The sequence below is a fragment of the Glycomyces niveus genome (assembly GCF_017592475.1).
Lineage (GTDB): Bacteria > Actinomycetota > Actinomycetes > Mycobacteriales > Micromonosporaceae > Glycomyces > Glycomyces niveus.
Genome location: NZ_JAGFNP010000004.1, coordinates 153,070 through 179,889 on the forward strand (window position 1 = coordinate 153,070; position 26,820 = coordinate 179,889).

Annotated in this window: 27 protein-coding genes and 1 pseudogene; 13 read left to right on the forward strand and 15 right to left on the reverse strand. The window is 72.2% G+C overall.

All coding sequences use genetic code 11. From position 1 onward, the window contains the following. Positions 1–16 precede the first annotated feature (16 nt). Positions 17–1,615: a phytoene desaturase family protein gene (locus tag J5V16_RS09130; protein WP_208495795.1), complete on the reverse strand. Its 1,599-nt coding sequence runs from the start codon at positions 1,613–1,615 to the stop codon at positions 17–19. A 146-nt stretch (positions 1,616–1,761) separates the two neighbouring features. On the opposite strand from J5V16_RS09130, the gene J5V16_RS09135 reads away from it, so the two are divergent. After that, a complete protein-coding gene (locus J5V16_RS09135) occupies positions 1,762–2,100 on the forward strand; it encodes a cupin domain-containing protein (protein WP_208495796.1) in 339 nt (112 codons plus the stop codon). A 5-nt stretch (positions 2,101–2,105) separates the two neighbouring features. Here J5V16_RS09135 and J5V16_RS09140 read toward each other — a convergent pair. Continuing rightward, a pseudogene (locus J5V16_RS09140) lies at positions 2,106–2,225 on the reverse strand (sugar O-acetyltransferase); the annotation flags it as partial. 93 nt (positions 2,226–2,318) lie between these two features. Further along, a complete protein-coding gene (rocD, locus tag J5V16_RS09145; protein WP_208495797.1) occupies positions 2,319–3,518 on the reverse strand; it encodes an ornithine--oxo-acid transaminase in 1,200 nt (399 codons plus the stop codon). Positions 3,519–3,610: 92 nt separating this feature from the next. Here rocD and J5V16_RS09150 point away from each other — a divergent pair, with 92 nt between their 5' ends. Both J5V16_RS09150 and J5V16_RS09155 read left to right on the forward strand, forming a co-directional pair. After that, positions 3,611–4,114, forward strand: coding sequence for a GNAT family N-acetyltransferase (locus J5V16_RS09150; RefSeq protein WP_208495798.1), 504 nt, complete (start codon positions 3,611–3,613; stop codon positions 4,112–4,114). 80 nt (positions 4,115–4,194) lie between these two features. Further along, positions 4,195–4,560 carry a hypothetical protein gene (locus J5V16_RS09155; protein ID WP_208495799.1) on the forward strand — a complete coding sequence of 122 codons (366 nt, stop codon included), beginning with the start codon at positions 4,195–4,197 and terminating at the stop codon, positions 4,558–4,560. 8 nt (positions 4,561–4,568) lie between these two features. On the opposite strand, the gene J5V16_RS09160 is transcribed toward J5V16_RS09155, so the two are convergent. From J5V16_RS09160 to J5V16_RS09175, 4 genes are all read right to left on the reverse strand, one after another. Beyond that, the gene (locus tag J5V16_RS09160) at positions 4,569–5,156 is read right to left on the reverse strand and encodes a putative glycolipid-binding domain-containing protein (RefSeq protein ID WP_208495800.1); all 588 of its coding nucleotides are present in this window, start codon (positions 5,154–5,156) and stop codon (positions 4,569–4,571) included. A gap of 9 nt (positions 5,157–5,165) precedes the next feature. Beyond that, positions 5,166–6,431, reverse strand: coding sequence for an MFS transporter (locus J5V16_RS09165; protein ID WP_208495801.1), 1,266 nt, complete (start codon positions 6,429–6,431; stop codon positions 5,166–5,168). 54 nt (positions 6,432–6,485) lie between these two features. Further along, positions 6,486–6,824 carry a hypothetical protein gene (locus J5V16_RS09170; RefSeq protein WP_208495802.1) on the reverse strand — a complete coding sequence of 113 codons (339 nt, stop codon included), beginning with the start codon at positions 6,822–6,824 and terminating at the stop codon, positions 6,486–6,488. Between the two features lie 106 nt (positions 6,825–6,930). Then, on the reverse strand, positions 6,931–7,704 hold the full coding sequence (locus J5V16_RS09175) for a class I SAM-dependent methyltransferase (RefSeq protein WP_208495803.1): 774 nt from the start codon (positions 7,702–7,704) through the stop codon (positions 6,931–6,933). A gap of 143 nt (positions 7,705–7,847) precedes the next feature. On the opposite strand from J5V16_RS09175, the gene J5V16_RS09180 reads away from it, so the two are divergent. Together J5V16_RS09180 and J5V16_RS09185 are read left to right on the forward strand one after the other, a co-directional pair. Next, entirely contained in the window at positions 7,848–11,168 is a 3,321-nt protein-coding gene (locus tag J5V16_RS09180) for a DUF4132 domain-containing protein (protein ID WP_208495804.1), read from the forward strand. Between the two features lie 131 nt (positions 11,169–11,299). Then, complete coding sequence (locus J5V16_RS09185) at positions 11,300–12,673, forward strand: hypothetical protein (RefSeq protein WP_208495805.1); 1,374 nt, start codon at positions 11,300–11,302, stop codon at positions 12,671–12,673. 11 nt (positions 12,674–12,684) lie between these two features. Here J5V16_RS09185 and J5V16_RS09190 read toward each other — a convergent pair whose 3' ends face one another. Beyond that, positions 12,685–13,149, reverse strand: coding sequence for an SRPBCC family protein (locus tag J5V16_RS09190; RefSeq protein ID WP_208495806.1), 465 nt, complete (start codon positions 13,147–13,149; stop codon positions 12,685–12,687). A 90-nt stretch (positions 13,150–13,239) separates the two neighbouring features. Between J5V16_RS09190 and J5V16_RS09195 the strand changes: the two genes are divergently transcribed. Continuing rightward, positions 13,240–13,656: a hypothetical protein gene (locus J5V16_RS09195; protein WP_208495807.1), complete on the forward strand. Its 417-nt coding sequence runs from the start codon at positions 13,240–13,242 to the stop codon at positions 13,654–13,656. Here the strand turns inward: J5V16_RS09195 and J5V16_RS09200 are convergent. Together J5V16_RS09200 and J5V16_RS09205 are read right to left on the reverse strand one after the other, a co-directional pair. Beyond that, complete coding sequence (locus J5V16_RS09200) at positions 13,653–13,973, reverse strand: hypothetical protein (protein WP_208495808.1); 321 nt, start codon at positions 13,971–13,973, stop codon at positions 13,653–13,655. The genes J5V16_RS09195 and J5V16_RS09200 overlap by 4 nt on opposite strands. A gap of 88 nt (positions 13,974–14,061) precedes the next feature. Beyond that, positions 14,062–14,451, reverse strand: coding sequence for a MerR family transcriptional regulator (locus tag J5V16_RS09205; RefSeq protein WP_208495809.1), 390 nt, complete (start codon positions 14,449–14,451; stop codon positions 14,062–14,064). 45 nt (positions 14,452–14,496) lie between these two features. On the opposite strand from J5V16_RS09205, the gene J5V16_RS09210 reads away from it, so the two are divergent. From J5V16_RS09210 to J5V16_RS09230, 5 genes are all read left to right on the forward strand, one after another. Continuing rightward, a complete protein-coding gene (locus J5V16_RS09210) occupies positions 14,497–15,249 on the forward strand; it encodes an alpha/beta fold hydrolase (RefSeq protein WP_208495810.1) in 753 nt (250 codons plus the stop codon). Between the two features lie 167 nt (positions 15,250–15,416). Next, positions 15,417–16,229 carry a sulfite exporter TauE/SafE family protein gene (locus J5V16_RS09215; protein ID WP_208495811.1) on the forward strand — a complete coding sequence of 271 codons (813 nt, stop codon included), beginning with the start codon at positions 15,417–15,419 and terminating at the stop codon, positions 16,227–16,229. A 181-nt stretch (positions 16,230–16,410) separates the two neighbouring features. Further along, complete coding sequence (locus J5V16_RS09220) at positions 16,411–17,043, forward strand: phosphotransferase (protein WP_208495812.1); 633 nt, start codon at positions 16,411–16,413, stop codon at positions 17,041–17,043. A gap of 40 nt (positions 17,044–17,083) precedes the next feature. Then, a complete protein-coding gene (locus J5V16_RS09225; protein WP_208495813.1) occupies positions 17,084–17,962 on the forward strand; it encodes an alpha/beta hydrolase in 879 nt (292 codons plus the stop codon). Between the two features lie 166 nt (positions 17,963–18,128). Then, a complete protein-coding gene (locus J5V16_RS09230; protein ID WP_208495814.1) occupies positions 18,129–19,346 on the forward strand; it encodes a glutamate-cysteine ligase family protein in 1,218 nt (405 codons plus the stop codon). 3 nt (positions 19,347–19,349) lie between these two features. On the opposite strand, the gene J5V16_RS09235 is transcribed toward J5V16_RS09230, so the two are convergent. Then, the gene (locus tag J5V16_RS09235) at positions 19,350–19,805 is read right to left on the reverse strand and encodes an Lrp/AsnC family transcriptional regulator (RefSeq protein WP_208495815.1); all 456 of its coding nucleotides are present in this window, start codon (positions 19,803–19,805) and stop codon (positions 19,350–19,352) included. An 80-nt stretch (positions 19,806–19,885) separates the two neighbouring features. Here J5V16_RS09235 and J5V16_RS09240 point away from each other — a divergent pair, with 80 nt between their 5' ends. Next, positions 19,886–21,163 (forward strand): APC family permease, encoded by a 1,278-nt coding sequence (locus tag J5V16_RS09240; protein WP_208495816.1) that lies wholly within the window; start codon positions 19,886–19,888, stop codon positions 21,161–21,163. Position 21,164: 1 nt separating this feature from the next. On the opposite strand, the gene J5V16_RS09245 is transcribed toward J5V16_RS09240, so the two are convergent. The 4 genes from J5V16_RS09245 to J5V16_RS09260 are packed head-to-tail and all read right to left on the reverse strand — an operon-like array spanning position 21,165 to position 25,413. After that, on the reverse strand, positions 21,165–22,193 hold the full coding sequence (locus J5V16_RS09245; protein WP_208495817.1) for an NAD-dependent epimerase/dehydratase family protein: 1,029 nt from the start codon (positions 22,191–22,193) through the stop codon (positions 21,165–21,167). Positions 22,194–22,211: 18 nt separating this feature from the next. After that, on the reverse strand, positions 22,212–23,498 hold the full coding sequence (locus J5V16_RS09250; protein ID WP_208495818.1) for a hypothetical protein: 1,287 nt from the start codon (positions 23,496–23,498) through the stop codon (positions 22,212–22,214). Further along, positions 23,495–24,724, reverse strand: a complete 1,230-nt coding sequence (locus J5V16_RS09255) for a sensor histidine kinase (protein ID WP_208495819.1) — start codon at positions 24,722–24,724, stop codon at positions 23,495–23,497. Before J5V16_RS09255 ends, J5V16_RS09250 begins: the two co-directional genes overlap by 4 nt. Then, positions 24,724–25,413: a response regulator transcription factor gene (locus J5V16_RS09260; RefSeq protein WP_208495820.1), complete on the reverse strand. Its 690-nt coding sequence runs from the start codon at positions 25,411–25,413 to the stop codon at positions 24,724–24,726. The genes J5V16_RS09255 and J5V16_RS09260 overlap by 1 nt, the downstream gene beginning before the upstream one ends. Before the next feature lie 113 nt (positions 25,414–25,526). Between J5V16_RS09260 and J5V16_RS24330 the strand changes: the two genes are divergently transcribed. Beyond that, positions 25,527–26,816, forward strand: a complete 1,290-nt coding sequence (locus tag J5V16_RS24330; protein WP_243900978.1) for a glycosyltransferase family 2 protein — start codon at positions 25,527–25,529, stop codon at positions 26,814–26,816. The last annotated feature ends 4 nt before the right edge of the window (positions 26,817–26,820 follow it).

The window sequence follows — 26,820 nt, forward strand, 5'->3', positions numbered from 1 at the left end:
ACGGGCCTGGAGCCGGTCAGTCGTCGCGGTAGAGCACGCGGTGCGCGCAGGCGATCGCGGCGCGGTAGGCCTCGCCCGCGGCGCCGTTCCGGGCGAGGGCCGCGCGGGCGGCGTTCGCGCCCGCGGCCCCGTGGACCGCACCGCCGGGGTGAGCGGAGGCGCTCGCGAGGAAGAGGCGGTCCAGGACGGTGTCGGCCCGGGCGAGGCCGGGCACGGGCCGGAAGAACAGCTGCTGGTGCACGGCCGCGGTGCCGCCGTTGATGGCCCCTTCGTCGAGGTTGCGGTCGAGGCCTTCGAGGTCGCGGGGGCCGCTGACGAGCCTGGCGGTGACACGGTCGCCGAAGCCGGGGGCGTGGCGCTCGATGACCGCTTCGATGCGTTCGACGCCGCGGCGGACGCGGTCGGCGTTCCAGCCGCCGCCGCGGGGCAGCCGCGTGTAGGCCCAGAGGGTCTCGGTCCCGGCGGGCGAGCGCGTCGGGTCGGTGGTGGTCATCTGGCCCATGAGCAGGAAGGGTGCCTGCGGGTCGCGACCGGAGGCGAGGTCGGCGCTCATCGTGGAGAGGCCGTCGAGGTCGGCGCCCAAATGGACGGTGCCGGCGTCAGCGGCGCCGGCAACGGTCCAGGGGACCGGTCCGTTCAGCGCCCAGTCCACTTTGATCGTGGCCGGGTCCCATTCGAACGCCTTGAGGTCGGCCGAGAGGCGGGCGGGGAGGTGGTCGGCGTCGACGAGGTCGAGGTACAGGTGCGGGGCGGCGACATCGGCGAGCACCGCCCGCCGGGCCCGGATGTCGGTGCCCTCGGCATCGCGGACGCCGACGGCGACGCCCCTGGCGTGCAGGATCTTCGCGGCGGGTCTGCCGCAGTCGAGGCGGCCGCCGAGCGAGTGGAGGCGGGCGACCAGCGCCGCGGTGAGCCGGCCCGCGCCCCCTTCGGGCACCGGGAAGCCGACGTCCTGGCCGACCATCGAGAGCAGCCACCCGAACAGGCCGCTCCCGGCCTGGTCGGGGCCGAGGCCGCTGTGCATGGCGTTGCCCGCGACGAGGAGCTTCGCGCCTTCGCCGGTGAAGCGCACGTCGCCGAAGCGGCGGGCGGGGAGCATGAGGTCGCGGGCGAAGCGGAGCGCGCCGGCGGCGCCGAGTGCCCGCAGCAGCCCGGCGCCGGCGCGGACGGGCGGGAAGGGGCGCAACATCGCCTCGATCAGGGGCTCGCGGACCCGCTGCCAGCGTTCGAACTCGGTCCGCCACGCGCCGCCGTCGCCGGGCGCGAAGGCGTCGAGGGACTGGGCGGTGCGGTCGAGGTCTTGTGAGAGCACGGCGGCGCGGCCGTCGGGGAGCACGTGTGCGAGGACTTCCGGTGCGCGCCGCCAGCGCAGGCCGTGGCGTTCGAGGTCGAGGCCGCGCACGACCGGGGAGACGGCGGCGAGCGGGTAGAAGGCGCTGCACCGGTCGGAGCGGAACCCGGGGGCGATCTCGGTGGTGCGCACGGCCCCGCCGGGTTCGGGGGCGGCTTCGAGGACCAGCACCTCCCAGCCCGCGTCGGCGAGCAGGTTCGCGGCGACCAGGCCGTTCGGGCCCGCCCCGACCACGACCGCGTCGAACGTCTCGGCTTCCGTCATCCTCGGCACCTCCTGTCCGCGCTCGGGTACCCGGGCGGACCTCGATGATGTACCGCCGAGGGGCCGGACATGCGGGTTTCGCGCACTGTCGTCGCCGATTTCCGCTTACGGCAACGTGAAACGTGCTAGCGATTTAGCATCGGCCTATGCAGATAAGCGCAGCAGGAACCGTGGTCGAAGAACTCGTGCAGGCCGCTTCGGCCTCGCCTTCGGGCCGGGCGGGGCGGACCGTGCACGGCGGCAGCGGGCGGATTCTCGGCCAGACCCTCATCGCCCTGAACCGGGGGGCGTCCCTCGATGACAATCCCAATCCGGCCGAGACGACCTTCCTGGTCATCCGCGGCCGCGTCCGCCTCACCGCGAACGGCGAGTCCACCACGGGCGTCCCCTTCGACCTCATCGCCGTCCCCGACGTCGGCGACTACGACCTCGAGGTCCTCGAAGACGCGGTCGTCCTCATCACCGTGGCCCGCCTGTCCGACTGAGCCGGTCACGGCTCCGGAGCGCGGACCGCCTTGGCGGGGTTGCCGACGGCGACGACGTTCGCGGGGAGGTCGCGGGTGACGACCGCACCGACGGCGCTGTTGTCGCCGATCGTGACACCGGGGCAGCGCATCATCCGGTCGTCCCCCGCGAAGTGGTCGGTCATGCGCACGAACCGTTTACGAACAGGGACTGCCGCAGCCGCTCAGCCGGGTCCGGATCAGCTACCGGCGATGGCGCGGGCGAGGATCGCGATGCCGCGGTCGATCTCGGCGGGTTCGATGACCAGGGGCGGGGCGATGCGGACGGTCCTGCGCTGGGTCTCCTTGCACAGCAGGCCGAGTCGGGCGGCGCGCTCGCACACCTCTCGTGCGGTCGGGCCGTCGTCGGCGAGGTCGACGCCTGCCCAGAGACCGCAGACCCTCACCGCGTCGACGCCCTCGAGTCTGGCGAGCGCGGCTTCGAGGTGCTCGCCGAGCTCGGCGGCGCGGCGCTGCCACTCGCCGGTGGCGAGCATGGCGACGACCTCGGTGCCGACGGCGGCGGCGAGGGGGTTGCCGCCGAACGTGGAGCCGTGGGTGCCGGGAGTGAAGACGTCCATGACCTCGCGGTCGGCGACGACCGCCGAGACCGGGACGATGCCGCCGCCCAAGGCCTTGCCGAGCAGGTAGACGTCGGGCACGACCGCCTCGCGGTCGCAGGCGAAGGTGCGACCGGTGCGCGCGAGCCCGGACTGGATCTCGTCGGCGATCAAGAGGACGCCGCTCTGGTCGCAGGCCTCGCGGACCGCGCGCAGGTAGCCCCCGGGCGGGACGACCACACCGGCTTCGCCTTGGACGGGTTCGATGAGGACGGCGACCGTGTCGGGGCCGATCGCCGCGCGCAAGGCGTCGATGTCGCCGTACGGGACCGAGTCGAAGCCGCCGTCGAAGGGCCCGAAGCCTTCGCGGGCGTCCGGGTCGGACGAGAAGCCGACGATGGTCGTGGTGCGGCCGTGGAAGTTCCCGTCGAACACGACGATCCGCGCCTTCCCGGCGGCGACACCCTTGCGCGTGTAGCCCCATTTGCGGGCGGCCTTGATCGCGGTCTCCACCGCCTCGGCGCCGGTGTTCATCGGCAGGACGGCTTCTTTGCCGCACAGCTCGGCGAGTCCTGACAGGAACGGGCCGAGCGCGTCCGTGTGAAAGGCCCGGGAGGCGAGCGTGAGCCGGTCGAGCTGGGCCTTCGCCGCCGCGACCAAGCGCGGATGCCGGTGCCCGAAGTTCACCGCCGAGTACGCCGCGAGCCAGTCGAGGTACCGGTTGCCCTCGGTGTCGGTGACCCACGCACCCTCGCCCTCGGCCAGCACCACCGGCAACGGGTGGTAGTTGTGCGCCCCATAACGGTGCTCGAGTGCGGTCAAGTCGCTCGCCCGGTTCATGGACTTCCTCTCGGTAGGCGGATGCGGCAATGCGGATCCAAGTCCACCACACCAGCCTGGTCTCAGCGCCGCATCGATGGCACAGTAGGGCCATGCCTGAATACGAGCCGATGTCATTCCACCTGGCGACCGCCCGGTTGACCATGCAGCCCTGGGTCGAGGGGGATGCCGAAGCGCTCCGCGAGCTCCACGCCGAACGCGGCGGGTGGACGCCGACGGTGGAGGAGACCCGCGGCATCATCGAAGGTGGACTCGCCTCCGCCGCCGAGACGGGGATCGCCCTGCTGCCGATACGCCGCCGGGAGGAGGGCGACTTCATCGGCTACTGCGGGCTGACCGTCGGCCGGGCCACGCTCGACGAACCCGAGATCGCGTACGAGCTCTTCAAACGCGTGCACGGCAACGGCTACGCCACCGAAGCGGCCGCCGCCGTCCTCGAAGCCGCGGCCCTGACCGGGCGGAAGCGGCTCTGGTCGACCGTGCGCACCTGGAATACGGCGTCGTTCCGGGTCCTCGACAAGATCGGCTTCGAACGCGACCACGTCACCACCGACGACCGAGGTGAGATCGTGTGGCTCACGCGCGCGCTTCCATAAGCCGGAACATCGTTCGGACGGCTCAGCCGGCGTTCGGGCGCGACACGGCGCGGCCCGCGGCGAGCAAGATGAGGATCGCGATGAGCGCGAAGACGGTGTTGCCGATCAGGTCGGCGGTCGCGGAGCCGCCGCTCTCGGGCACGGACGGGAACGCGGTCCAGGCGTTCTTCGGGCGTCTCGCCAGCGAGCCGAAGGTCGCCGCGATCCTCACCGACGGCGACGACGAGATCCGCGAGCTGGGGGCCGCGGCCGTGCACGAGGCGCAGGACGCGGGGCGAGCCGACCCGGGGCTCTCACCCGAGCGGGAGGCGGATCTGCTGCTGACGCTGGCCGTCAGCTTCGGCGTCGACGTCGCGGTCGGTCAGCGCACCATTGAGGACGCGCGCGCCGCGCTCGAGTATGCCTTGGCGAGGGCGCTTGGGCCTTCGCCCGGAGCTGCGGCTTAGGGTCCGGGTCAGGGTGCGGGTTCGCCGCTGTCCACTATGGCCCACAGACCCGGATAGTCGGTGACCAGGCCGTCGCCGTCCACGGTCAAGTCGGCGCTGAAGGATCCCGATTCGTACCGGTAGCCCGAGCCGGTGCGGCGGTAGCGCTGTGCCGCTCGGCTGACATCGAGTCGCGGGGCGGGCAGGAAGTAGACGACGTCCAGGTCGGAGGCGGCTCCCTCGGCGAGGGCGAGGCGGCGGATCGGGAGCGTGTTGGTGAAGGGCGTCAGCGCGATGTCGACGTCGATGCAGCCGGCCAGGTCCGCGCGTTCGCGGCCGTCCTCGAGCCACGTGCCCGCCCCGTCGCCGGCGAAGGTCCGGGGCGTCTCGCCGTGGAGGCCGATGGTCACCTCGCGGGCGCGCCAGTGCTCGTCGCATTCGACGCGGTAGGCCATCCGGACCGCTTCGCCGTCGACCCGGGCGATGACGAGCCCGTCGGCGACGACTCCGGTGCCGTCGAACGCGAGGTCGAGGTCTTCGCAGCCGGGCCACTCCAGTGCCTGCCACATGATCCGCCGGTGCGGGCGCTGGACTGAGGCTCGGTAACCGTCGGTCATCTTCACAGGTTAGGGGGTCGGGCCAACCGGCGGAGTCAGTCTGCGGCGGGCGCCGAGTCCTTCTACCAGGACGATGACGGCGGCGACCGCGGTGAGGCCGGCGAGGAGGGCGAACATCGAGGCGTTGCCGCCGGTCAAGGCGGCGAGCTGGGCTCCGGCCCAGGGACTCAGGGCGACCGCGATGGTCGCCGGGGCGGTGAGGATGCCGTGGAGGGTGCCGTAGCCGTGCGGCCCCCACCGGTCGGTGATGACGGTGGCGTCCAGGAGGGTGAACGCGCCGCGCGTGGCGCCGAGGATGATGACCGTGGCGAAGACGAGCGCGACAGGGCCCGCGATGAGCGCGGTCGCGAGCAGCATCGCCGCCCCGGTGCCGATGATCGCGACCGCGCGGGCGGTCGGCCCGGTCCGGGCGGCGATCGGGGCGTACGCGACGCGGCCGAGGAGCTGCCCGGCGCCGCAGAGCCCCAGTGCCCATGCGGCCGTGGTCGTGTCCATGCCGCGGCCGGTCATGAGCGGCACGAGGTAGAGGTTCGAGGTGCCCATCGCGAACGCGCCCAAGGCGATGGCGGCGGCGAGCGCGATGAACGCCGGCGAGGCGATGATCGCCCGGCGGTCCAGCCCGGGCGTTCGCTCCTCCCCCGTTTCATCGTGCGGCCGGTGGCCGGGCCAGGGCGGGTCGAGGGCGATGGCGTGCGCGGGGATCGTCAGGACGGCGAGGATCGCGGCGAGCACGAGATAGCTGCCGCGCCAGTCGAAGCGGCCCGCGAGGAACGCGGTGAAGGGCGCATAGACCGTGGAGGCGAGGCCTCCGGCGAGGGTGAGGATGGTCAATGCCCGGACGCGGTGGGGCCCGTACCAGACGGTGATGGCGGCGAAGGCGGGCTTGTAGAGGACCGCCGCCTGCGCGATCCCGGAGAGGACCCAGGCGGCCGTGAACCACCACAGGTTCGGCGCGGTCGCGATGCCGGCGACCGCCGCCACGGCGGTGACCGATCCCGCGGTCATGACCAGGCGCGGGCCGCGCCGGTCGAGGAGATGGCCGACCGCGATCCCGGCGAGGGCTGAGGCGGCGAGCCCGATCGAGAAGGCGCCCATGACAGCGGCGGTCGACCATCCCGTGTCCGCGGTGATGTCCGCGAGCAGCACCGGAAGCGCGTAGAACAGGACGCCCCAGCTCGTGATCTGAGTGGCGCAGAGCGCGACGAGCACGCGCCTCGGCACTCGCGGGAGAGCCGCCCGCTCGAGCGGTCCGGTGTCGGACTCGGTGGCGCGCATGAAGTCAGGTTTATCCGATTCTGTTGCGGGAGTTCAACACCATTGCCGAGTCGGTCAGTCGCCGGCAAGGGTGTCGTAGAGGTCGTCGGGGTCGATCTGCGCCCGGTACCTGAACATGAGCGAGACCTCGGGGCCGAACGAGCCGAGTTCCGTGGAAGGGTCGATCGCGAACTTCGGCTCGGCCCACTGCTGCGCGATCACGGCCGCGGGCCTGCCGTTCACTTCGAGGAGCCAGGTCGCGCGCCCTCCCGCGATGTACGCGAGGAACTTGTGGATTCGCAGGTACGCGACGGCCTCGGCGATGGTGCTCCCCTCCGACATCTCCATCTGCTGCGCGTGCGGGTAGGTGTCGTCCCCCATCGCGACGCTCGAACGGTCCACATTGACGATCATTCTTCACTCCTCTGCTCCCCCGGCGCACCGGCGATCGGCGCCCACCCCAGTGTGAACGCCATCCGCTCGGACGGTGGCCCGAAAGCCGCCTCACGCGGCGAAGGGATCAGGCCCGCGCAGTGAAGACTGGCTGGAAGAAGCCGGTGTCTTCGCTGGACTTCCATTCAGGCTCGGTGAATCCCGCTTCCAGGGCGAGGCCGGTCAGCTGCCGCTGCGTGACGGCCCAGTAGGTCGCTCGCCGCACGCGCACCGACCAGTCCGAGCCGTCAGGGACGAGCTGGAAGTGCTCGAGATCGTAGTGCTCGCCGTCGTCGTGCCAGTGCCACAACTGGAACGTGACCGTCCTGCCGCCGTCGGGTCCGGCGCTGACCTGCGGCGGGGTCGAGGCCGGGCGGGCCGCCAGGATTTCGTCGTAAGGGCGCGTGCTGACCACCGCCAGTCCCCCGTCCCGGAGCACCCGCCGCATCTCGGTCAGCGCCCCGCGCACCGCCTCCGCGTCGAGCAGGTGGGGCAGCGAATTGTCGGCGCAGACCACGACGTCGAACCGGTCGTCGGCGAACGGCAGCCGCCGCATGTCCGCCACCGCCGCCGCCAAGGCGACGTCGCGGCGTTCGGCTTCGCGGACCGCGCGAGTGACCGCGGCGAGGCTGATATCGGTGCCGGTGACGCGGTGGCCGCGCCGCCCGAGGGCGATCACCTGCGTGCCGATGCCACACGAGCAGTCCAGGACCGCGGCTCGCTCCATGCCGAGTCCGGCCCGGATCACCGCGTCCAAGGCGCGCCCCTGCCGCTCCATGCTCGCGTCCCAGTCCGCGTACATCAGGTGGTAGTCGGCCGCGAGCTGGTCGTAGAAGCGGGCGACCGGCGACTCTCCAGGCATGCGGCCAGGGTAGCGGCCGCGCCGCCCCGCATCGAAGGGTTTTCGACTCGATCTCCCATAGTGCGCAACCTGTGACAGAACGGGAATGTCGCACCGGCTTCCTATGCTCGGCGACGACATTCCCGGCCGCACGAAGGACGATGATGACCAAAGCCGTTGCGCCCCAAGAGGACAAGCTCAAACTTCCGGCGTCTTGGAAGAACCGCGTGCTGCCGCGTCGCGGCACGCCGTACAAGAAGGCGGCCAAACCCGCCGACCCGGAGGCGGTCGCGGAGGTCGCCCGGCAACAGGCCGAAAAGGCCGATGACCTGCGTGCCGCGCTGGCCCTCGTCGGGAACGAGGCCTGGGCCGCCGCGGGCAGGGCGTACCTCGACGGCGCCGCCGATCCGCGCGGCGCGGCCGTCGTCGCGGCGCTCTTGGTCGAGCCGAAGGAACTGTACGGGAAGTCGTGGATGCGGCCCGCGTTCGACGCCTGGTTCACCGACCACGGCCTGGCGTTCGCCGTGGCCGCGGCGGTGGAGTTCCTCGCCGTCCAGGAGCAGACCGAGACCTATCGCGACCGGCCCCCGATCGCGGAGCGGGTCCTCGTCGAGAGCTCCGCGGAGGAGGTCGAGGTGCTCGACCGCGAACTCGACCACGACGGGATCGCCGCCGCGCGCTCCCTGCTGGCCAGGGCGGGCGACGACGAGTACGCCCAAGTCGTCGCGGCCGTCGCCGGTCACCGTGCGACCGCCGCCGCGCGGATCGCCGCGATGGTCCTGCTCCCCGACGAGCATCAATGGGTGCTCGAAGGCTGCGCGGACTTCATGAAGGCGCGCGAGAACAGCTACAACGACGACATCGTGTGGCACTCGATGAGCAGCGCCGAGCAGATCGCGGCCGTGGGCATCCTCGAGGCCGGGGAGCACTTCATCGGGTACAACGCCCTCGTCTCCCTGGTCGCCCACCTCGGCGTCGACGCCTTCGGGATCCTGACCGGCATGACCCGCACGAGCATGTTCCGCAGCAGGTTCCGCGAGCAGGTACTGGAGGCGGTCTCACTGCTCCCCAGCGACGAGGCGATGACGTACCTCCTGTCGCGCCTCAAGGGCTCGTCCGCGTTCGGCTTCGCCACCAAGGCCGCCGCGAACTTCCCCCTCAGGACCTTGCGCACCGCGGCCCGCCTCGCGCCCACGATGTCCGCAAAGGAACGCGCCGGCCTCGTCGCCATCGCGGCCCTCCCCGACCCCGCGCTCCGCGCCCACCTCGACGCGACCGAGCAGACCGCCCTCGACGACCTGTTCGCGGCCACCGGCTTCGTCCCCGAGGCCGGACCAGAGGACCTGCCGCCGCTGCTCGTCACTCCACCATGGACTCGCAGGCGCCCCAAGGCCGTCACCATCCCAGGTCTCGAACCACCGACCGAGACGCACCTTGTCTGGGCCGCAGGCGAACAGGAAGCTTGGAACGCGATCCCCGACCCGGACCGCCACAACGAGTTCTGGCTCGAGAACTTCGGCTCGCTGCCCGATCTCGACGCGTACGGCTGGCGCCTGACGACCTTCCTCGCGAACGGCGACCTCTCGCTCGCCGAGCCCCGACTCGAGCAGTGGGACGGCACCGGAGCGCCTGACCACCCGTCCGACCTGCAGCGCCTCCTCGCCCGGTTCGGCGAACGCATCCTCGACCGCGTGCAGCGCCTGTCCCTCGAGTACGACCTCTGCTACGAACTGCCGGGACCCATCCTCAACCTCGAGGCCGCACGCATCACAGCCGAACGCCTCGTGCGGGTCAAGGCGGCCCGGCCGCACGCGCTGCGCTGGCTCGACCGGCACGGTCTCGCCGCCGTCCCCTACCTGGTGCCCGACGCCCTCGACGCGGACAAGGACCGCCGCCGGTACGCCGAAGCCGCCCTGAACCATCTGGCAGTGCGGCACGGCAAGGCGGCGGTGGCGGCCGCGACCGAACTGTTCGGAACCGAAGCGGCCCAAGCCGTCGGCGCGCAGCTCAGCGAGGACCCGCTGACCCCGAGCGTCAAGGTTGTCAAGCCCGGCAAGTGGGCCGTGCCGTCCGCGCTACCGCAGGTCCTCCTCAAAGGACGCGACCGGGCGCTGCCCGCCGACTCGGTCCCGCACCTGATCACGGTGCTCGCGCTGTCCGACCCCGACTATCACTACCCGGGTCTCGACGTCGCAGCCGAGGCCTGCGACCCCGAATCCCTCACCCGCTTCAGCCTCGCCCTGTTCGAGCGGTGGCTGGCGTCCGATTCGCCCGCGAAGGACGGCTGGGCACTTCGGCAGCTCGTCCACTTCGCCGACGCCGAGACGGTGGCGGCGCTCGCCGAGCGGGTGCCTCGATGGCCGGACGAAAAACACCACAAGCGGGCCGTCGCGGGCCTGGAGGTGCTCGCCGAGATCGGCACCGAGGACGCCATTCGGGCGCTCCAGCAGATCGCCGACCGGACGAAGTTCAAGGCCTTCAAAGCGGAGGCGACGAGCCGGATCACCGTGATCGCCGCACGCCTCGGCCTCAACCGCGAGCAGCTCGCCGACCGCCTCGTCCCCGACCTCGGGCTCGGCGACCAAGACGCGCTCGTGCTCGACTACGGAGCCCGCAGCTTCACCGTGGCGCTCGACGAGCAGTTGGCGCCGAGCGTCACCGACCAGACCGGCAAGGCGCTCAAGGCGCTTCCGAAACCGGGCGTGAAAGACGACGCCGAGAAGGCGAACGCGGCCTACCAGCGGTTCACCGCGTTGAAGAAGGAATTGCGCACGGTGGCCGCCGAGCAGGTGCGCCGCCTCGAAGCTGCCATGGTCGCGGCCCGGACCTGGACCAAGGACGAGTACGAGCGGTACTTCGTCGGCCACCCGCTCAACCGGCACCTGGCCCGGCGGCTCGTGTGGTCGTTCGAGAACGGCGGTGCGAACACGGGCTTCCGGATCGCCGAGGACCTGACCTACTCGGACATGCACGACGACCCGGTCGAGCTGCCCGACGACGCCGTGATCCGCCTCAGCCACCCGGTCCTCATGGGCGACGAGACCGCGGACTGGATCCAGCTCTTCGCCGACTACGAGATCCTGCAGCCGTTCGACCAGCTCGCCAGGTCCGTCATGGCCCTCACCCCGGAGGAGCGCCGCACCGGCCGCCTCACGCGCTTCGAAGGCGCCGAGGTCGAGGCCCTCCGCATCCTCGGATCGTCCAGCCAGGGCTGGGAACGCGCCAAGCCCGAGGACGCCGGCGTGGAGCCGGGCATCTCCTGCACCCTTGCCAACGGTGTCGTCGTCGCGGTGGCGCTGCGGCCCGGGATCTGGGCCGGGAACGCCAAGGAATCCCCGGAGCAGACCGTCGAATACGCGACGGTCGCCGAAGGCGAACCGCGGTGGTGGTTCGACGAGCGCAAGCCCTCACCGCTTGGCGACCTCGACCCCGTCACCGCCTCCGAAATCCTGGCCAAGCTCACCCGGCTCACCGACCGGGCCTGAAAACGGATCCGGTCGGTGCCGTGACCCCGGCACCGACCGGACTCCGGTTGCACCATAAGGCAAACTGGCCTGCCCGAACGCCGGCACCGACTTCCATGGCATTCCGGGCCCAACGCCCATAGCCTGGACAAATGGTGAAGCGTGGGCCCGTCGACCGTGATGATGAGCGTGCGTCGGCGGGCTCCCGCGGCAACGGGAACTCGCGTTCCGAGACCCACGGCGAGGACCACGCCCGAAGCTCGCAGACCGACCTGCTGCGCCTGCAGCGCCGCATGGGGAACCGCGCTGTCGGACAGCTGATCCAGGGCAATCAGCCGTCGCTCCAGCGCTCCGCCGGCCCGCCCGTCTCGGTCCAGCGCGAGCTGCCCTCCCACGTCGGCATCTTCTCCATGGACCTGGTGAAGGGCAAGCACAATGCACTCGTCGGCCGGATCAACACGGAGGTGGTGCCGAAGATCGGCCGATGCGGCGACCTGGCCGTGGCGCTCAAGCAATTCGGTGACACCGCCGGCATCGACGCCGAGGTCGTGAAGCAGGCCTCCACGAGGATCAGGCACGAGAGCGACAAGCCCGGGACGCAGGCGATCGAGAAGGCCACCGAGACGTACCTCAAAGCCTATGAGGCCCTCGAGGTCGCCCCTGTACCCGAAGTCGAGACGCGGGCGGTGGACGAGGCCACGGCCGCACTCTACGGAAAGGTCGACGCCGCGGCGAAGGTGCGGGTGCAGGACTGGCAGAGCAAGGCCAAGGGGGCGGTCGACGCCGAGAAGAAGCGGATCGAAACCTACGCGAAGGACATCGGCACCGGCGTCGACCTGACGCTGAAGAGCCTCAAGGTCTTCGTCACCGGCAAGGACGCGGCCGATGTCGGCATCGAATTCGCCAAGGAGGCCTCGACAAAGCTGGCCGAGTGGATCTTGTCGAAGCAGCCGCGAATCAAGAACATGGAGGAAACACTCGAGAAGACGAACCGCCTGCTGCTGGAGATCCAGACGTTGGAAGCGGAGCAAGAGATCAAGGCGGCCGAGCATGCGCTCACCAAGGCCACACTGGCGCTGAACGAGAAGATGCGCGAGATCGGCAGGACGGTGAAAGAACTCGAGCGCGCCGAGCGCGATCTGACCATCGATATGCGCGCCCTCGGGTTGGAAGGGGCCGCTCAGGCGGTCGAAACGCGCGCGGCCGCCCGGCGCACTGCCAACGAAATGCTCATCGCACTCGATGAGTGCCAGCTGGCGATCGAGGCACTGCTGCCCGAGGCGATCGACGTGCACCAGACCTTCGCCGCGATCGCCGCCACGAGCCGCGGCCCCGGCTCGACGACACCGCTGAGCCCCGAGCAGGAGGGGGAACTCGCGTCGTTCATCAAGCACGGCTCGGGTTCCAAGACGTACCTCGAGGACAATCTCAATCTTCTCGAGCGGTACCGCCCCTTCATCGAGAGCGGACACTACGACAAGATCTACAAGCCGATCCAGGAGACCCTGCACCAGACGCAGATCTGATCGCGCGGCCTTCAAGCTCCGTCTTCCTCGATGAGCCGCTCGATGTTGGTGAGGCTGCGCCGCATCGCGGTCTCGAGGAAGTCCCTCATCGAGTCGTCGACCGGGAAGTCCGCGCCGACGGTGAGCCTGGTGGTGGCCGGTCCCAAGGACTCGAAGCGGGCGCGGCCCTCGACCCGCATGGGGCCGTCGACGATCTTGGCGGCGATCGACCGGTCGCGCTCGAACTCGACGATCTCCATGGTGCCTTCCACGGGCGTGCCGGATCTGCTGTTCCGCCTGCGGATCACGGTGCCGACGCCGATCGGCTCGTCCTCGTCCAACCACAGCTCGATGTCCGGGTCCCAGCGCGGGTGGTTCTCGACGTGGTGGTCCGCGTAGAAGGTGAAGACGTCGCTGACCGGCCGTTCGATGACGGTGGACACTTCGATGCCGATGCTCATGTAGCCGCCGGCCCTTTCCTCGGTGAACGCGGACATGGCCATCCTGGAGAGGGGCGCGGCCGCGTGGCCGGCAAATGCGGGCATCGACATCTCTCGCTCCCGGCGCCGGTGGGTACGCTGCGGCGCATGGATCCGATCTTCCGGCTCCCGGCCGGCTCACCGCTGGCCGCGGCCGCTTCCGCGGACTGGGGGCTGCTCCCGCTGCGGGTGCCGGCCGGTTGGAACGTCGTCTACAACGAGCTCTCGGCCAGGCGTCTGCCTGATGGCAGGCTGGAGGCCAACGACTCCGAGGACCTGTACTGGGCGCGGACGGCACGGCCGCCCTGGCTGAGCGCAGAGGAGGCGGCCGAGCGCGGCGGCCCGCAAGCGCGGGAGATCAGCATCGACGCCGGCTGGTACGGCGGCCACGGTTTTCGCATCGCCGTCCTCGACCCCGACTGGGAGCATGAAATAGCCTCGCGCACCACGACCGATCTCTTCGAGTGCATCTCCACTCTGGAGTCGTGGATGCGGATGATCGCGCTGGAGCGGCGACTCCCCTAGCCCCGCGGCGGCTCGTCTTCAGCGGCCGGTTCACTGCCCTCGAGGTCCCGCGGCTCGGCGGGCTCGTCCGGTACCGGATCGCCGGGACCGGGGCCGCCGTCGTCCTCCCAGACCTCGCGCTCCTCGGCCGCGAGCTCCATGTTCAGGGGCGTTCCGCGCCGCTGCTCCTCCTGCGTCATCCCGTACCGGTCGGCCTCGGCGTAGTCGCGGGAGCCGAGGATGTCCTCCTCGAGCTCCTCTCCTTCCTCCTCGTCGTCGTCGACGAAGCCGAACGGCTCGTCGTCGCCTTGCGCGTATCCCTGGTCCTGGTCGGTCATCGGAACCTCCTTCCCGCTCATGATGGCGGTTAACCCGGTCCGGCACCGGCCAATCCGCGTTCGCGGTGCCGATCTCGCGCGGTCGGGGTCACGGAAGGTCGGGGCCGTCCTCGAGGGGGCGGCTCGCGGCGGCCGCGACCTGGACGGCGAGGAGGCGGCGCTTCGTCTCGAGGGCGGCGATCTGGTCCTCCAGCCGCTCCAGGCCTTCGCCGAGGACGGCGCGCGAATGGTCGCAGTGGCGGATGCCGTCATCCACGGCACAGGGCAGGAGCTCGCGGATCTCCTTGCTGGACAAGCCGGAGTCGAGCAGTTCGCGGATCCGCTCGACCCGGGAGGGGGCGTCCGCGCCGTATCGGCGGTAGCCGTTCCCGTCGCGGTCGGACACGAGCAGTCCCTGCTCCTCGTAGTACCGCAGCAGACGGGCGTTCACTCCCGTGCGGCGCGACAGCTCGCCGATCAGCACCATGACCTCCGACACAAACGTTGGACCTTCACACCGGTGTCAAACCATAACGTCGCCGCCATGGCGAACATTTCTCTCACCACCAAGACCACCGGCTCCCTCCCCGGCATCGTCCTCGCCCACGGCGCGGGCGGCGGCATCGAAGCGAACTTCGGCAGCCTCATCCCGCTCCTGGCCAAGGGCCACAAGGTGACCGGCTCCGACTTCCCGGGCGACGACACGCCGCTGGACCTCGACGCCCTCGCCGACACACTCGTCGCCGAAGCCGCCACCGAGCGGTTCACGATCATCGGCTTCTCGCTCGGCACGGCCGTCGCCGTCCGCGCCGCCGCCCGCCACCCCGAACGCGTGACCGGCCTCGTGCTCGCCGCAGGCCTCGCCCGACCGGACAACCGGCTGCGCCTGGCACTCGACTTGTGGAGCGCGCTCCTGGCCGCGGACGACCGCGATTCCTTCGCGCGCTTCGTCCTCGCCTCGGCCTTCAGCCCCGCGTTCGCCAACGGCATGCCGCCCGAAGCGCTCGCCCCCACGATCGAGGGCATCGCCGCCACGATCCCGGGCGGCACCGCGGCGCAGGCGGCGCTGGTCGGGCGGGTCGACACCACTGGGGACCTGGCCGGGATCAACGTGCCGACGCTGGTGATCGAGGCGACCGAGGACCTGCTGGTCGATCCCGCGAACCACCGGTACCTCGCCGAGCGCATCCCCGGGGCCGAGCACGCCCAGATCAAGGCCGGGCACGTGCTCATGCTGGAACAGCCCGAGGCCTGGCACCAGACGGTCCTGGACTTCCTGGCCAGCCACGACCTGTAGTGGCGGCGGGCCGCTCCCGGACCCGCGGTCCGGGAGCGGCCCTTAAGGAAAGCGTGCACGGCACATCCGCTCGGCCCGCTCGCGCGGGGCTCGCGGGCATAGCGCAGACTTCGGACCGCACCGTCCCTCAAGTGCGCGACCATAGCCGCCGACCGTGGGAGCACCGGATGTCCGCGACCATCGACCTGACCAGCGGCCTTTCGGGCTGGCTCGAATTGAGCGCGATCTTGGCGGCCGGGTTCGGCGCCGGGATGATCAATGTGGTCGTCGGGTCGGGGACGCTCATCTCCTTCCCCGTGCTCCTGCTGTTCGGCTACCCGCCCGTCGTCGCGAACGTGTCCAACACGCTCGGGCTCGTGCCCGGCAGCCTGTCCGGGACCATCGGCTACCGCAGGGAACTGCGAGCGAACCGGCATCTGGCGCGGCTGCTGCTGCCCGCCTCGACGGCCGGAGGCATCGGCGGCGCCGCGCTCCTGTTCGTGCTGCCGTCTGAGGCGTTCGAACTGATCGTGCCCGCGCTGATCACCCTCGGCATCGCCATGGTCCTCCTCGGGCCGCTCGTGCAGCGCAGCGCCGCCCGGCGGGCGGCCGATCGGCCCGCGTCCACAGGGACTCCGGTGTGGATGAACATCGTCACCTTCGCCGGTGTGTTCCTGCTGGGCGTGTACGGCGGCTACTTCGGCGCCGCGCAGGGCATCCTCATCGTCGGGCTGCTGAGCCTGCTCACCGTCGAGACCGTGCAGTCCCTCAACGGGATCAAGAACCTGCTCGTCATGGCCGTGAACCTGATCGCGGCGGTCACCTTCCTCATCATCGCCCCCGCCAGCGTCGACTGGCTCGTGGTCGCCCTCATCGCCGTCGGATCGGCTCTCGGGGGGATCGTCGGCGCCCGCGTCGGCCGCAGACTCTCCCCGTCCGCACTCCGCGGCATCATCGCCTCCATCGGCACGGTGGCGATCGTCTACCTGCTCGCGACCTGAGCCGCGGCCGGTAGGGTCGGGGCGTGGATCGTCGCATCGTCTTTGAGTCCGGTGTACTGAATTCCGGTGGTGCGGTTTGAGTTCCGAGGGCGCGGTGCCGTTGACCGGCGGGCGGATCGCGGCCGGTGTGGTCCGGGTCGGTGAAACCGTGCGACGACCGGTGTGCGAGGGATCGGGTTTCATGGCCGCGCTGCTGCGACTGCTCGAGGACCGGGGTTTCACCGGCGCGCCGCGGTACCTGGGGCAGGAGGGCGGGGCGGACCTGCTGTCGTTCATTCCCGGGACGGTGCCCTCGCGGTTCCAGGCGTGGTCTGACGGGCAGGTGCGGGCGGCGGCGGTGCTGCTGCGGGCGATGCACGACGCGACCCGCGGCAGTGGGCTGGCCGGGCGCTTCGAGGCGGTCTGCCACCACGATCCGGGCCCGAACAACGTGGTCTTCCAGGACGGCGTGCCCGCGGCGTTCATCGACTTCGCCGAGGCCGCGCCCGGCGACCCGCTCGAAGATGTCGCCTACCTGGCCTGGACGTGGTCGATCTCCTCGACGGGGACGATGCCGCCGGCCCGGCAGGCCGGGCAGGTGCGGCTCATCGCCGACGCGTACGGGCTGGCTTCGCCGCAGCGGCAGGTCCTGGTCGACTGCGTGCTCGAGCGGCAGGCGCGGAACGTGCGGTTCTGGGCGGGGTTCCAGGCCCGACCGGCGACCGCGCCGGCCACGGCCGCACAGACGGCCGAGCGCATCGCGTGGAGCAGGCGCGAACACGCCCACCTCTTCGCGCACCGCCGGATCTTCGACGAGGCCCTGGCCCGGCCCTGATCGACGTGTCGGACGCGGCGGGGCGGGTATCTCAACGGCCATGTTCAGCGGATTCGACGAATGGGACATCGAGACCGCGCCGGGTGTGGCGCTGCACGGCCGATCGGGCGGCGAAGGGCCCGCGGTGCTGCTGCTGCACGGGCACCCGCGCACGCACGCGACCTGGTACCGGGTGGCTCCCGCGCTCGCCGAGCAGGGCTACTTCGTGGTCTGCCCCGACATGCGCGGGTACGGCAGCTCCTCGAAGCCCGAACCGGACGATGAGCACCTGGTCTACTGCGACCGGGCGATGGCGGGCGACTTCGCCGCTCTCATGTCGGCGCTGGGCCGGGAGGCGTTCGCCGTCGTCGGCCACGACCGCGGCGCGTATGCGGCCTTCCGGACCGCGATGGACCATCCGGAGCGGGTGAGCGCGCTGGCGGTGTGCGACGGCGTGCCGATCGTCGAGACGCTCGAGCGGGCGGACGCGGCCTTCGCCGCGGCATGGTGGCACTGGTTCTTCCTCGGCGCGTCGCCGCATGCCGAGCGCGTGATCACCGCCGACCCGCTGGCGTGGTACCGGCTGGACGAGGCCGCGATGGGCGCCGATAACCACGCCTACACCAGTGCCGCCGTTACCGATCCGCGCACGGTCAGGGCCATGGTCGAGGACTACCGGGCCGGGCTGGCCGTCGACCCGCGGCATGACGCGGCCGACCGGGAGGCCGGGCGGCGGGTGCGGGCACCGGTGCTGGCCATGTGGTCGAGCCGGGACGACACCGGGCGGCGGTACGGCGACCCGGGTGCGATCTGGGAGACGTGGTGCGAGCAGCAGGTGCGCCGGGCGGTCGTCGACTCGGGCCACCACATGGCCGAGGAGGCTCCCGGGCAGGTCACGACGGCGCTGGCCGCGTTCCTGGCGGCAGTCCTGGCAAAGTGACCGACCCACCCGGAAACACAAGTTACCTTCATATCGGTGTTCCGAAGGCCGCGCAGGCCTGTCCGGCCCGGCTTAACGGGCGCCGTTCTGGGCATCCTCCCGATGCCTCCCGACGGGTGATCCCGCACGGGACGCTCTGCATCTCGGCTCCGAAAGGAGAGGTTGCATGGACACGCCGTTCACCGCGGACGAGGCGGCCGCTTTCATCGGGTGGCGGGGCTTCGTCACCGGGCCCTCGCGGCGCGTCGGCGTCGAGCTCGAATGGCTCGTCGAACCGCGCGGCGACCTGGAGACCGGCTGGGACCTGCCCAACGGCGGCGGCGTGAGCCGCGAAGCCGGCGGCCAGGTCGAGATGAGCTCCGCGCCGTGCGACGACCTCGCCGCGTGCATCGCTTCCGCCGAGGCCGACCAGGCCGCGCTCGAAGCGGCCCTCGCCACGCGCGGCCAGACCGTGCGCGGCGGCGGCTTCGACGGCTCCGTCAACCCGGTCCGCTATGTCGACGACGACCGGTACCGGACCATGGAGCGGTACTACGACCGCGACGGGCCGTGGGGCCGCATGGTCATGTGCGGCACCGCATCCGTCCAGGTCAACCTGGACGCGGGCGACGACGACGCCGAGCTGCGCCGCCGCTGGGACCTCGCGCACCGGCTCGGGCCGGTCCTGATCGCCTCGTTCGCGAACTCGCCCGAACTCGACGGGCGCCCCAGCGGCTGGAACTCCACCCGCCAGGCCCTGTGGGGCAAGCTGCCCGGGTGGGGCCGCGCGGTCTCCGAGGAGGGCGACCTGCGGCGCGACTTCGCGCAGTGGGTGCTCGGCTCCGAGGTCATGTGCCACCGCTGCGACCCGCCGCGCCCGTGGGACGTGCCGGCGGGCATGACCTTGCGCGACTGGATCCGGCACGGCCACGACGGCCGCTGGCCCACGCGCGACGACGTCGAGTACCACATGAGCACGCTCTTCCCGCCCGTGCGGCCGCGCGGCTGGCTCGAGCTGCGCATGATCGACCAGCAGCACGGCGACGGCTGGATCGTGCCCGCGATCGTCGCGGCGACCCTCATGGACGACCGGCGGGCGGCCGCCGCCGCGTACGAGGCGACCGAGGCGCTGTGCGAAGGGCGGCCGCAGCCGCCCACGCACATGTGGGAGGAGGCCGCGCGCATCGGCTTGGCGGACGACACGCTTCACGAAGCGGCGCTCGCGTGCTTCGCGGCGTCGGCCGAGGCGCTGGTGCGGGCGGACGCCCCGCAGCGGCTGCGTTCGCGCCTCGCCGAGTTCCGGCGCCGGTACACCGACCTGCGCCGCTGCCCGGCCGACGACTGGCTCGACCGCCTGCGCGGCGGCGCGCCGCCGCGGCTCGAGGAGGCGGCCCCGGCGCTGTGACGGTTACTCGAGCGGTTCGACGATCCGGTTGTGCAGGCGCTGGAACACCATCGACGTCTGGAACCGGGCCACCTCGGGCCGGGTCGCCAAGCGGTCCACCAGGAACGAGTGGAGCCGTTCGGTGTCCTGCACGGCCACATGGAGGACGATGTCGCCGCTGCCGGAGACGACGAAGAGGGTGAGGACCTCGGGCCAGGAGCCGACGGTCTCGCGGAAGCCCTCGTAGGCGGCCCGCTGGTGCTGGCCGAGCTGGACCGTGACGAGCGCCTGCGCGTTGCGGCCGATGGCGGCCAGGTCGACCTCCGCGCCGTAGCCGCGGATCACCCCGCGCTTCGTCAAGGAGCGCACGCGTTCCAGCGCGGTGGAGGGCGCGACGCCGATGCGGCGGGCGAGTTCGCGGTTCGAGAGCCGCGCATCCGTCTGGAGGAGGCGCACGATCGACGCGTCAAGTTCGTCCATCCACGTATTGTCCCGCCGATTCCGGTCAAACGTTCGGCGGGATCACGATCAGGCCGAATGGATGCCTAATCTTTGGTCTCATGACCACCCGCCTCCGCCCTCACGGTTCGCTCGGGACGTCCCGGGGGACCGCCCTCTACCTCGGGGCCGTGCTCGGCCCCGGCGTGCTCGCCCTGCCCGGCCTGGCCGCCGCGGCGGCCGGTCCCGCCGCGCTCGTCGCCTGGGCCGCGATGCTGCTCCTGTCGATCCCCGTCGCCGCCACGTTCGCCGCGCTCGCGACCCAGCGCCCCGACGCGGGCGGGGTCGCCACCTTCACGCGCGCCGCGTTCGGCGACCGCGCCGCCGCCGTCTGCGGCTGGTGGTTCTACGCCGTCATCCCGGTCGGCGCGCCCTCGGCCGCGCTCGTGGGCGCCGCCTACATCGCTGACGCCGCCGGACTCGGCGGCGCGGGCATCACCGTTATCGCCGTCGCGCTCCTCGCGATCGCGTTCGCCGCCAACCACATCGGCCTGCGGCTCTCGGGCGGCGCGCAGCTCGTCCTCATGGGACTGCTCATCGTGCTCCTCGCGGGCGCCTGCGCCGCCGCGCTCCCGCACTTCGACGTCGGCAATCTGACCCCGTTCGCGCCCAACGGCTTCGCCGGGGTGCTTTCGGCCGCCGCGGTCCTGTTCTACGCCTTCTCCGGTTGGGAGGCCGCCAGCCACCTCTCCGGCGAGTTCACGGACCCGGCCCGGCAGCTGCGCCGCGTCACCGCCCTCGCCTTGGCGATCGTCGCCGCGATCTACCTCGCGCTCGCATCGGCGACCGCGGGCGTGCTCGGCCCTGCCGCCGCCGACTCCCCCGTGCCGCTCGCGGACCTGCTCGCCTACGCCTTCGGGCCGGCCGCCGGGCCGGTCACGGCCGTGTGCGCGGGCCTGCTCGCCTTGGGCGCCATGAACACCTTCATCGCCGGGTCGTCCCGGCTCGGCGCGGCCCTCGCCCGCGACGGCGCGATGCCCGCGCCGCTCGCCAAGGGCGTCGAGCCCGGCCGCACACCCCACCGCAGCCTCGCCGTGCAGGCCGCGGCGACCGCCGCCGTCCTCGCACTCGCAGTGATCCTGCGCCTCGACCTCGACTTCCTCATGCGCGCCACCTCGGCCGCGCTCGCGTCGGTCACGGTCCTCGCGTGCGCCGCGGCCGTGAAGCTCCTACAGGGGCGCGCCCGCTGGGGCGCGGCGTTCGCCACCGCGTGCACGGCCGCGATCGCCACGGCGCTCGGCTGGTACCTGCTGATCCCGCTCGCGGTGGCCGCGCTCGCGCTCGTCTACCTGCGGCGGCGGGCGAAGGAACCGGAGCGGGTCCTGCAGGACGGGCGGTGATTCAGCGGAGCGGGTCGCTCGCGAAGGCGCGCATGCCGTCCGCGAACGCGGTCTCGGCGCGGAAGCCGATGGCCGCGGCGGCGAGGTCCGGGGAGGCGACGACATGGCGGACGTCACCGAGGCGGTACTCCCCCGTGACCACCGGTTCGGGGGCACCCGGGAACGCGGCGGCGAGGGCGCGGGCCATGTCGCCGACGGTGTGCGGTTCGCCGCTGGCGACGTTGCAGGCGCCCGTCCAGTCGCTGTCGAGGGCGAGGACGTTCGCTCGGGCGACGTCGTGGACGTGCACGAAGTCGCGGGTCTGGGCGCCGTCCTCGAAGACCCTCGGCACGCCGCCCGACTCGAGCGCGCTGCGGAAGATGCTCGCGACCCCGGCGTACGGCGTGTCGCGGGGCATCCGGGGGCCGTAGACGTTGTGGTAGCGCAGGGCGCAGACCCGCGCGCCCGACTCCCGGCCGTACAGGAACGCGAGGTGCTCGGTGTGGACCTTGGTGGCGGCGTAGACGTTCCGGGGATCGAGCGGGGCCTCCTCGGTGACCGTCGCCCAGGCAAGGGCGGTGCCGCAGTGCGGGCAGCGGGGGTCGAACCGGCCCGCGTCGAGGTCGGCGCGGCGGCGCGGCTCGGCGCGCACATCGCCGTGCTCTGGGCACCGGTAGCGGCCTTCGCCGTAGACGACCATCGAGGACGCGACGACGAGGCGGCCGGCGAACGAGCGCCGCCAAAGCGCCCGCAGCAGGGTCGCGGTGCCGAGGTCGTTGTCGGCCACGTAGCCGGTCACATCGTCGAAGTCGACGCCGAGGCCGACGCGGGCGGCCTGGTGGCAGACGGCGTCGACGCCCTCGGTCGCGTTCCGCACGGCGTCCTCGTCGTTGAGGTCGCCGACGATGAGCTCGACCGGGTCCGGCAGGTCGGGGGCCTTCTCGTGGGCGGTGAGGGAGTCGAGGACGACGACCCGGTCGCCGCGCGCGGCGAGCCGCTCGACGATTCCGCCGCCGATGAACCCGGCGCCGCCGGTCACGAGTACACGCATGTTCGGTCCTTTCTCAGGTCACCACTGCACGCGCAGTGCGGCGGCGATGACGACGGCGACGGCCAGTTGGAGCGCCAGCCACGCGCGGGGGCGCGTCAGGGCGCATCCGGCCAGGAGCACCAGGGGCATGAACGGCTGCCAGATACGTTCCACTTCGGACGACGACATGCCCGAGAGGTCCGCGGCGGCCACGGCCGCCAGGCACGAGCCGACCACGAGCCACATGCGGCGGTCGCGCAGCCGGGCGAGCGCCACCGCGGTCGCCGGGCCGAGCGCGAGCTCGAACACCGCGAGGTTCGCGAGCAGGAAGTACCAGTACCCGCGCAGCGCGGCCACGCCCGCGTAGTACCGCACCCGCGTGGCCTGCAGCCCTTCGAGCCACCAGTAGCCCCACGCCAGCGGCAGGAGCACGACCGCCGCGGCCAGCGCGCCGCCGCCGAGGAGCACGCCCCAGCGGCGGCGCCAGGCCGCGACCGCGACGAGCGGGACCGCCAGCAGCGCGGCGGAGAAGGTCAGCATGAGCGCCGCGCCCGCGAGCAGTCCGCCCGCGGCGGTGAGCAGCGCGGCCCGGCCGCCGGTGCGGTTCGTGGCCAGTACGAGGCAGGCGACGGCGGATAGGGTGACGCCCGCGAAGACCAGGTCGGCGTTGTTCTGCCAGAACGCCGCGGGCGCGAGGGCGAGGAACGGTGCCGCCCTGCGGGTCAGGCGCTCTCCGGCTACGTCCCGGCCGATCGTCAGGGCCGCGGCGATCGCGGCCGCGACGCCGAGTTTGACGACCGTGTTCTGGAAGACGAGGCCGTCGAGGCCGAGTTGTGCTGCACCCCAGAAGAACAGGACCAGCCCGGGAGGATGCGACTGCATGTGGACCGGGACCTCGCCCGCGAGCTGGACCTCGGTGTAGCCCTCGAGGAACGGGCCGAATCCGCCCGCCTCGTCCACGAGGTTCGTGTGGCCCGCGTAGTGGTTGTCGAGGTCGATCCAGGTCAGCGGGTGCGAGTGCGCGAGGGCCATTGCGAGGCTGAAGGCGGTGCCCGCCAGCGTGGTCGCGAGCAGGGCGTAGCGCCAGCGCCAGCGCGCGCAGATCGGGGGCAGGAACGCGATGATCAACGCGCCCATGGCGATAGGGGCGAGGAGCCCGGCGTCGAGGTGCCATTCCCAGCTGCCGTAGAGCGGCATCGCGCCGAGTTGGAGGTTGCCGGTGGCGTTCGCGAGCTTCTCTTGTCCGAGGGTCCAGACGAGGGCCAGGAGCAGTGCCCATGCGGTGAGGACGGACGCGGCCTGGAGTGCCGCCCGGCGGCCGGTCATCGTGCTCCGCTGGGGAGGGTGACGGTGAAGCGGCAGCCGCCGTCGGCGTTCGCGGCGGTCACCGCGCCGCCGTGGGCTTCGATGAGGCCGCGGCTGATCGCGAGGCCGAGGCCGCCGCCGCGGTCGTCGCGGGCGCGGGCCTGGTCGCCGCGGAAGGCTATGTCGAACACGCGCGGCAGGTCGGCGTCGGGGATGCCGCCGCATTCGTCGGTGACGTGCAGGATCGCGGCTTCCGCGGAGGCGGCGGCTTCGACGGTGACGGTGCCGCCCGGCGGCGTGTGCCGGATCGCGTTGTCGAACAGGTTGTCCAGGGCGCGGCAGTACTCGCGCGCGGCGACTTCGATCGGCGGGAGCGGCGCGACCCGTTCGACGAGGGTGACGCCCTTGACCTCGGCGGCCGCGCCGGCTCCGGCCAGCGCGTCGGCGAGGGCGTCGCACACTTCGACCTTCTCGCTGCCGAGGCGCAGTGAGCCGCTGTTGATGCGGGAGAGCTCGAAGAGGTCGTCGACGAGGGCGGTGAGGCGTTCGGCGTCGGTGCGGATCTGGGAGTGGTAACGCTTGACGGCGGCGTCATCGTCGACCACGCCGTCGTCGAGGGCTTCGGCCATGGCGCGGATCGTGGCGAGGGGCGCGCGGAGGTCGTGCGAGACCCAGGCGATGAGTTCGCGCCGCGAGGATTCGAGGGCGCGCTCGCGCCGCTGGGACTCGTCGAGGCGGCGGGAGACGGCGGCGAGTTCGCCTGCGAGCGAGGCGAGTTCGCCCGGGCCGGTCACGGGCGGGGCGGACGCGGCGCTGATGCGGCCGTCGCTGCCGACCATGGTGCGGGCGTAGGCGCCGACCTGTTCGGCGCCCGCGCCGATGTCGTCGCCGAGCTGCCAGGCCGCGCCGAAGGCCACGCCGGAGGCGACGATGAGGACCACGAAGAGCAGCACGAGGTCGTGGAAGGAGATGAACATGGCGAGGGCGGCGGTGACGACGCCGGTGGCGGCGACCAGGACCGAGGAGAGGGCGACGGTCATGGTCTGGACGCGGGCGGGGCGGCTGCGCAGGCGGCGGAGCACGAGGCCGCCGCCGACGCCGGCCACGGAGGAGGCGACCGCGGCTACGGCGATGAGGACGGCGATGTCCTTGGGCGGGAAGTCGAACGCGAACGCGAGGACGGTGGCGGCGGCGAGCGCGACCGCGAGGATGAGCAGGGATCCGGCGAAGCGGCGCGGGTGGGCCATCACGGCTCCCACCGGTAGCCGACGCCGCGCACGGTCGCGAGGTGCCGGGGCGCGGACGCGTCGGCCTCGACCTTCTCGCGCAGGCGGCGCACGTGGACCGTGACGGTGGACGTGTCGCCGATGCTCCAGCCCCACACGGTCTCCAGCAGCTCCTCGCGGCGGAAGGCCCGCCCGGGGTGGGTCAGGAAGCACACGAGCAGGTCGTACTCCTTCGTGGTGAGCGTGATCGGTTCGCCTTTGCGGCGCACGACGTGGGCGACGGTGTCGATCTCGACGTCCCCGCCGGTGAGGAGTGCGGCGGGCGCGGGCGGGGCGGTGGAGCGGCGCAGGACGGCCCGGACGCGGGCGGCGAGTTCGCCCGGGGAGAAGGGCTTGGTGACGTAGTCGTCGGCGCCGAGGTCGAGTCCGGCGATGCGGTCGTTCTCCTCGCCTCGGGCGGTCAGCATGACGACCGGGATCGCGGTGGCCTCGCGCAGGCGGCGGCACACTTCGAAGCCGTCCATGCCGGGCATCATGAGGTCGAGGACGACCAGGTCGGGCAGGGTCGCGAGGGCCCGCCGGAGCCCGGCTTCGCCGTCGGGGGCGTAGTCGACCTCGTAGCCGTCGCGGCGCAGGTAGCGGGCGACGACCTCCGCGAGCGCGGGGTCGTCGTCGACGACGAGGACGCGCACGTCGGCTTCGGAGCTCATGGCACTACGATGCCCGATCGCCCGGGCCCGCGTCACCCGACGGGCCGAGACTTTCGCATACCGTAAGGATCTTCGCGGGTTCTGGGGCCGGTCCGGTCCGTAGCATCGGGTGCATGCAGCGGACGCACCTCCTCGTCATGGCGAAGGCCCCGGTCGCGGGCCGGTCCAAGACCCGGCTCTCGCCCCCGCTCACGCCGGCGGAGGCCGCCTCGGTCGCCGAGGCCGCACTGGCCGACACGCTCGAAGCGGTGGCCGGGTGCGGCGCGGAGCGGCGCCTCCTCGCGCTCGAGGGCGAACCGGGGCCGTGGCTGCCCGCAGGGTTCGAAGTGTTCCCGCAGGTCGAGGGGTCGTTCAACGATCGGCTGGCCGCTGCTTGGGCCCGCGCGGGCGGGCCCGGCCTGCAGATCGGGATGGACACGCCGCAGGTGACGCCGGAACTGCTCGAAGCGGCGCTGGCCGTCGTCCTCGACGGGGCTGAAGCGGCGCTCGGGCTCGCTGAGGACGGCGGCTGGTGGGCGCTGGGCCTGGTCCGGCCGCACCCCGAAGCGTTCGAGGGCGTGCCGATGAGCCGGGCGGATACCGGTCTGCTGCAGCGCAAGCAGCTCGAGGCGATCGGGCTGGCGGTCGCGGATCTGCCGGTGCTGCGCGACATCGACGACATCGGGGACGCCCGCGCCGTCGCCGCGCTCGCCCCCGCCACGCGCACGGCCGCGCGTGTGCGCGAGCTGCTCGAGCCCGCCGCGGTCGACGTGGTTCTTCCCGTGCTCGACGAGCGCGAGGCGATCCCTTGGGTGCTGGAGCGGATGCCGGAGGGCTACCGCGCCATCGTGGTCGACAACGGCTCGCGCGACGGGTCCGCCGAGGTCGCCGCCCGTCTCGGCGCGCGCGTGGTGGCCGAGCCGCGCCGCGGTTTCGGCGCGGCCTGCTATGCCGGGCTCGCCGCCGCCACCGCGCCGGTCGTCGCGTTCATGGACTGCGACGCCTCTTTGGACCCCGCCGACCTGCCCGGCGTGTGCGGGCCGGTCCTGGACGGCGAGGCCGACCTGGTGCTCGGCGCGCGGGACGCCGAAGCGGGGGCGCAGCCGCTGCGCAACCGCCTCGCCAACCGCTATCTCGCCCGGCAGGTCCGCCGCGGCTTCGGCGTGCCCCTCACCGACCTCGGGCCGATGCGGGCCGCCCGCCGCGAAGCGCTGCTCGGGCTCGGCATGGCCGACCGCCGCTCCGGCTGGCCGCTCGAAATGGTGCTGCGGGCCGGCAGCGCGGGCTGGCGCATCGCCGAACGGCCCGTCCCCTACCGCGCCCGCACGGGGAGGAGCAAGGTGACCGGCACGCTCGGGGGCACCCTCCGCGCCGTCAAGGACATGCGGGCGCAGCTGGCGCGGTTCAAAGCGGGACAAGGATGAAGGA

Coding starts and splice junctions, on each gene's coding strand:
- J5V16_RS09130 (WP_208495795.1), bottom strand. CDS start 1,615: ATGACGGAAGCCGAGACGTTCGACGCGGTCGTGGTCGGGGCGGGCCCG.
- J5V16_RS09135 (WP_208495796.1), top strand. CDS start 1,762: ATGCAGATAAGCGCAGCAGGAACCGTGGTCGAAGAACTCGTGCAGGCC.
- rocD (WP_208495797.1), bottom strand. CDS start 3,518: ATGAACCGGGCGAGCGACTTGACCGCACTCGAGCACCGTTATGGGGCG.
- J5V16_RS09150 (WP_208495798.1), top strand. CDS start 3,611: ATGCCTGAATACGAGCCGATGTCATTCCACCTGGCGACCGCCCGGTTG.
- J5V16_RS09155 (WP_208495799.1), top strand. CDS start 4,195: ATGAGCGCGAAGACGGTGTTGCCGATCAGGTCGGCGGTCGCGGAGCCG.
- J5V16_RS09160 (WP_208495800.1), bottom strand. CDS start 5,156: ATGACCGACGGTTACCGAGCCTCAGTCCAGCGCCCGCACCGGCGGATC.
- J5V16_RS09165 (WP_208495801.1), bottom strand. CDS start 6,431: ATGCGCGCCACCGAGTCCGACACCGGACCGCTCGAGCGGGCGGCTCTC.
- J5V16_RS09170 (WP_208495802.1), bottom strand. CDS start 6,824: ATGATCGTCAATGTGGACCGTTCGAGCGTCGCGATGGGGGACGACACC.
- J5V16_RS09175 (WP_208495803.1), bottom strand. CDS start 7,704: ATGCCTGGAGAGTCGCCGGTCGCCCGCTTCTACGACCAGCTCGCGGCC.
- J5V16_RS09180 (WP_208495804.1), top strand. CDS start 7,848: ATGACCAAAGCCGTTGCGCCCCAAGAGGACAAGCTCAAACTTCCGGCG.
- J5V16_RS09185 (WP_208495805.1), top strand. CDS start 11,300: ATGGTGAAGCGTGGGCCCGTCGACCGTGATGATGAGCGTGCGTCGGCG.
- J5V16_RS09190 (WP_208495806.1), bottom strand. CDS start 13,149: ATGTCCGCGTTCACCGAGGAAAGGGCCGGCGGCTACATGAGCATCGGC.
- J5V16_RS09195 (WP_208495807.1), top strand. CDS start 13,240: ATGGATCCGATCTTCCGGCTCCCGGCCGGCTCACCGCTGGCCGCGGCC.
- J5V16_RS09200 (WP_208495808.1), bottom strand. CDS start 13,973: ATGACCGACCAGGACCAGGGATACGCGCAAGGCGACGACGAGCCGTTC.
- J5V16_RS09210 (WP_208495810.1), top strand. CDS start 14,497: ATGGCGAACATTTCTCTCACCACCAAGACCACCGGCTCCCTCCCCGGC.
- J5V16_RS09215 (WP_208495811.1), top strand. CDS start 15,417: ATGTCCGCGACCATCGACCTGACCAGCGGCCTTTCGGGCTGGCTCGAA.
- J5V16_RS09220 (WP_208495812.1), top strand. CDS start 16,411: ATGGCCGCGCTGCTGCGACTGCTCGAGGACCGGGGTTTCACCGGCGCG.
- J5V16_RS09225 (WP_208495813.1), top strand. CDS start 17,084: ATGTTCAGCGGATTCGACGAATGGGACATCGAGACCGCGCCGGGTGTG.
- J5V16_RS09230 (WP_208495814.1), top strand. CDS start 18,129: ATGGACACGCCGTTCACCGCGGACGAGGCGGCCGCTTTCATCGGGTGG.
- J5V16_RS09235 (WP_208495815.1), bottom strand. CDS start 19,805: ATGGACGAACTTGACGCGTCGATCGTGCGCCTCCTCCAGACGGATGCG.
- J5V16_RS09240 (WP_208495816.1), top strand. CDS start 19,886: ATGACCACCCGCCTCCGCCCTCACGGTTCGCTCGGGACGTCCCGGGGG.
- J5V16_RS09245 (WP_208495817.1), bottom strand. CDS start 22,193: ATGCGTGTACTCGTGACCGGCGGCGCCGGGTTCATCGGCGGCGGAATC.
- J5V16_RS09250 (WP_208495818.1), bottom strand. CDS start 23,498: ATGACCGGCCGCCGGGCGGCACTCCAGGCCGCGTCCGTCCTCACCGCA.
- J5V16_RS09255 (WP_208495819.1), bottom strand. CDS start 24,724: ATGGCCCACCCGCGCCGCTTCGCCGGATCCCTGCTCATCCTCGCGGTC.
- J5V16_RS09260 (WP_208495820.1), bottom strand. CDS start 25,413: ATGAGCTCCGAAGCCGACGTGCGCGTCCTCGTCGTCGACGACGACCCC.
- J5V16_RS24330 (WP_243900978.1), top strand. CDS start 25,527: ATGCAGCGGACGCACCTCCTCGTCATGGCGAAGGCCCCGGTCGCGGGC.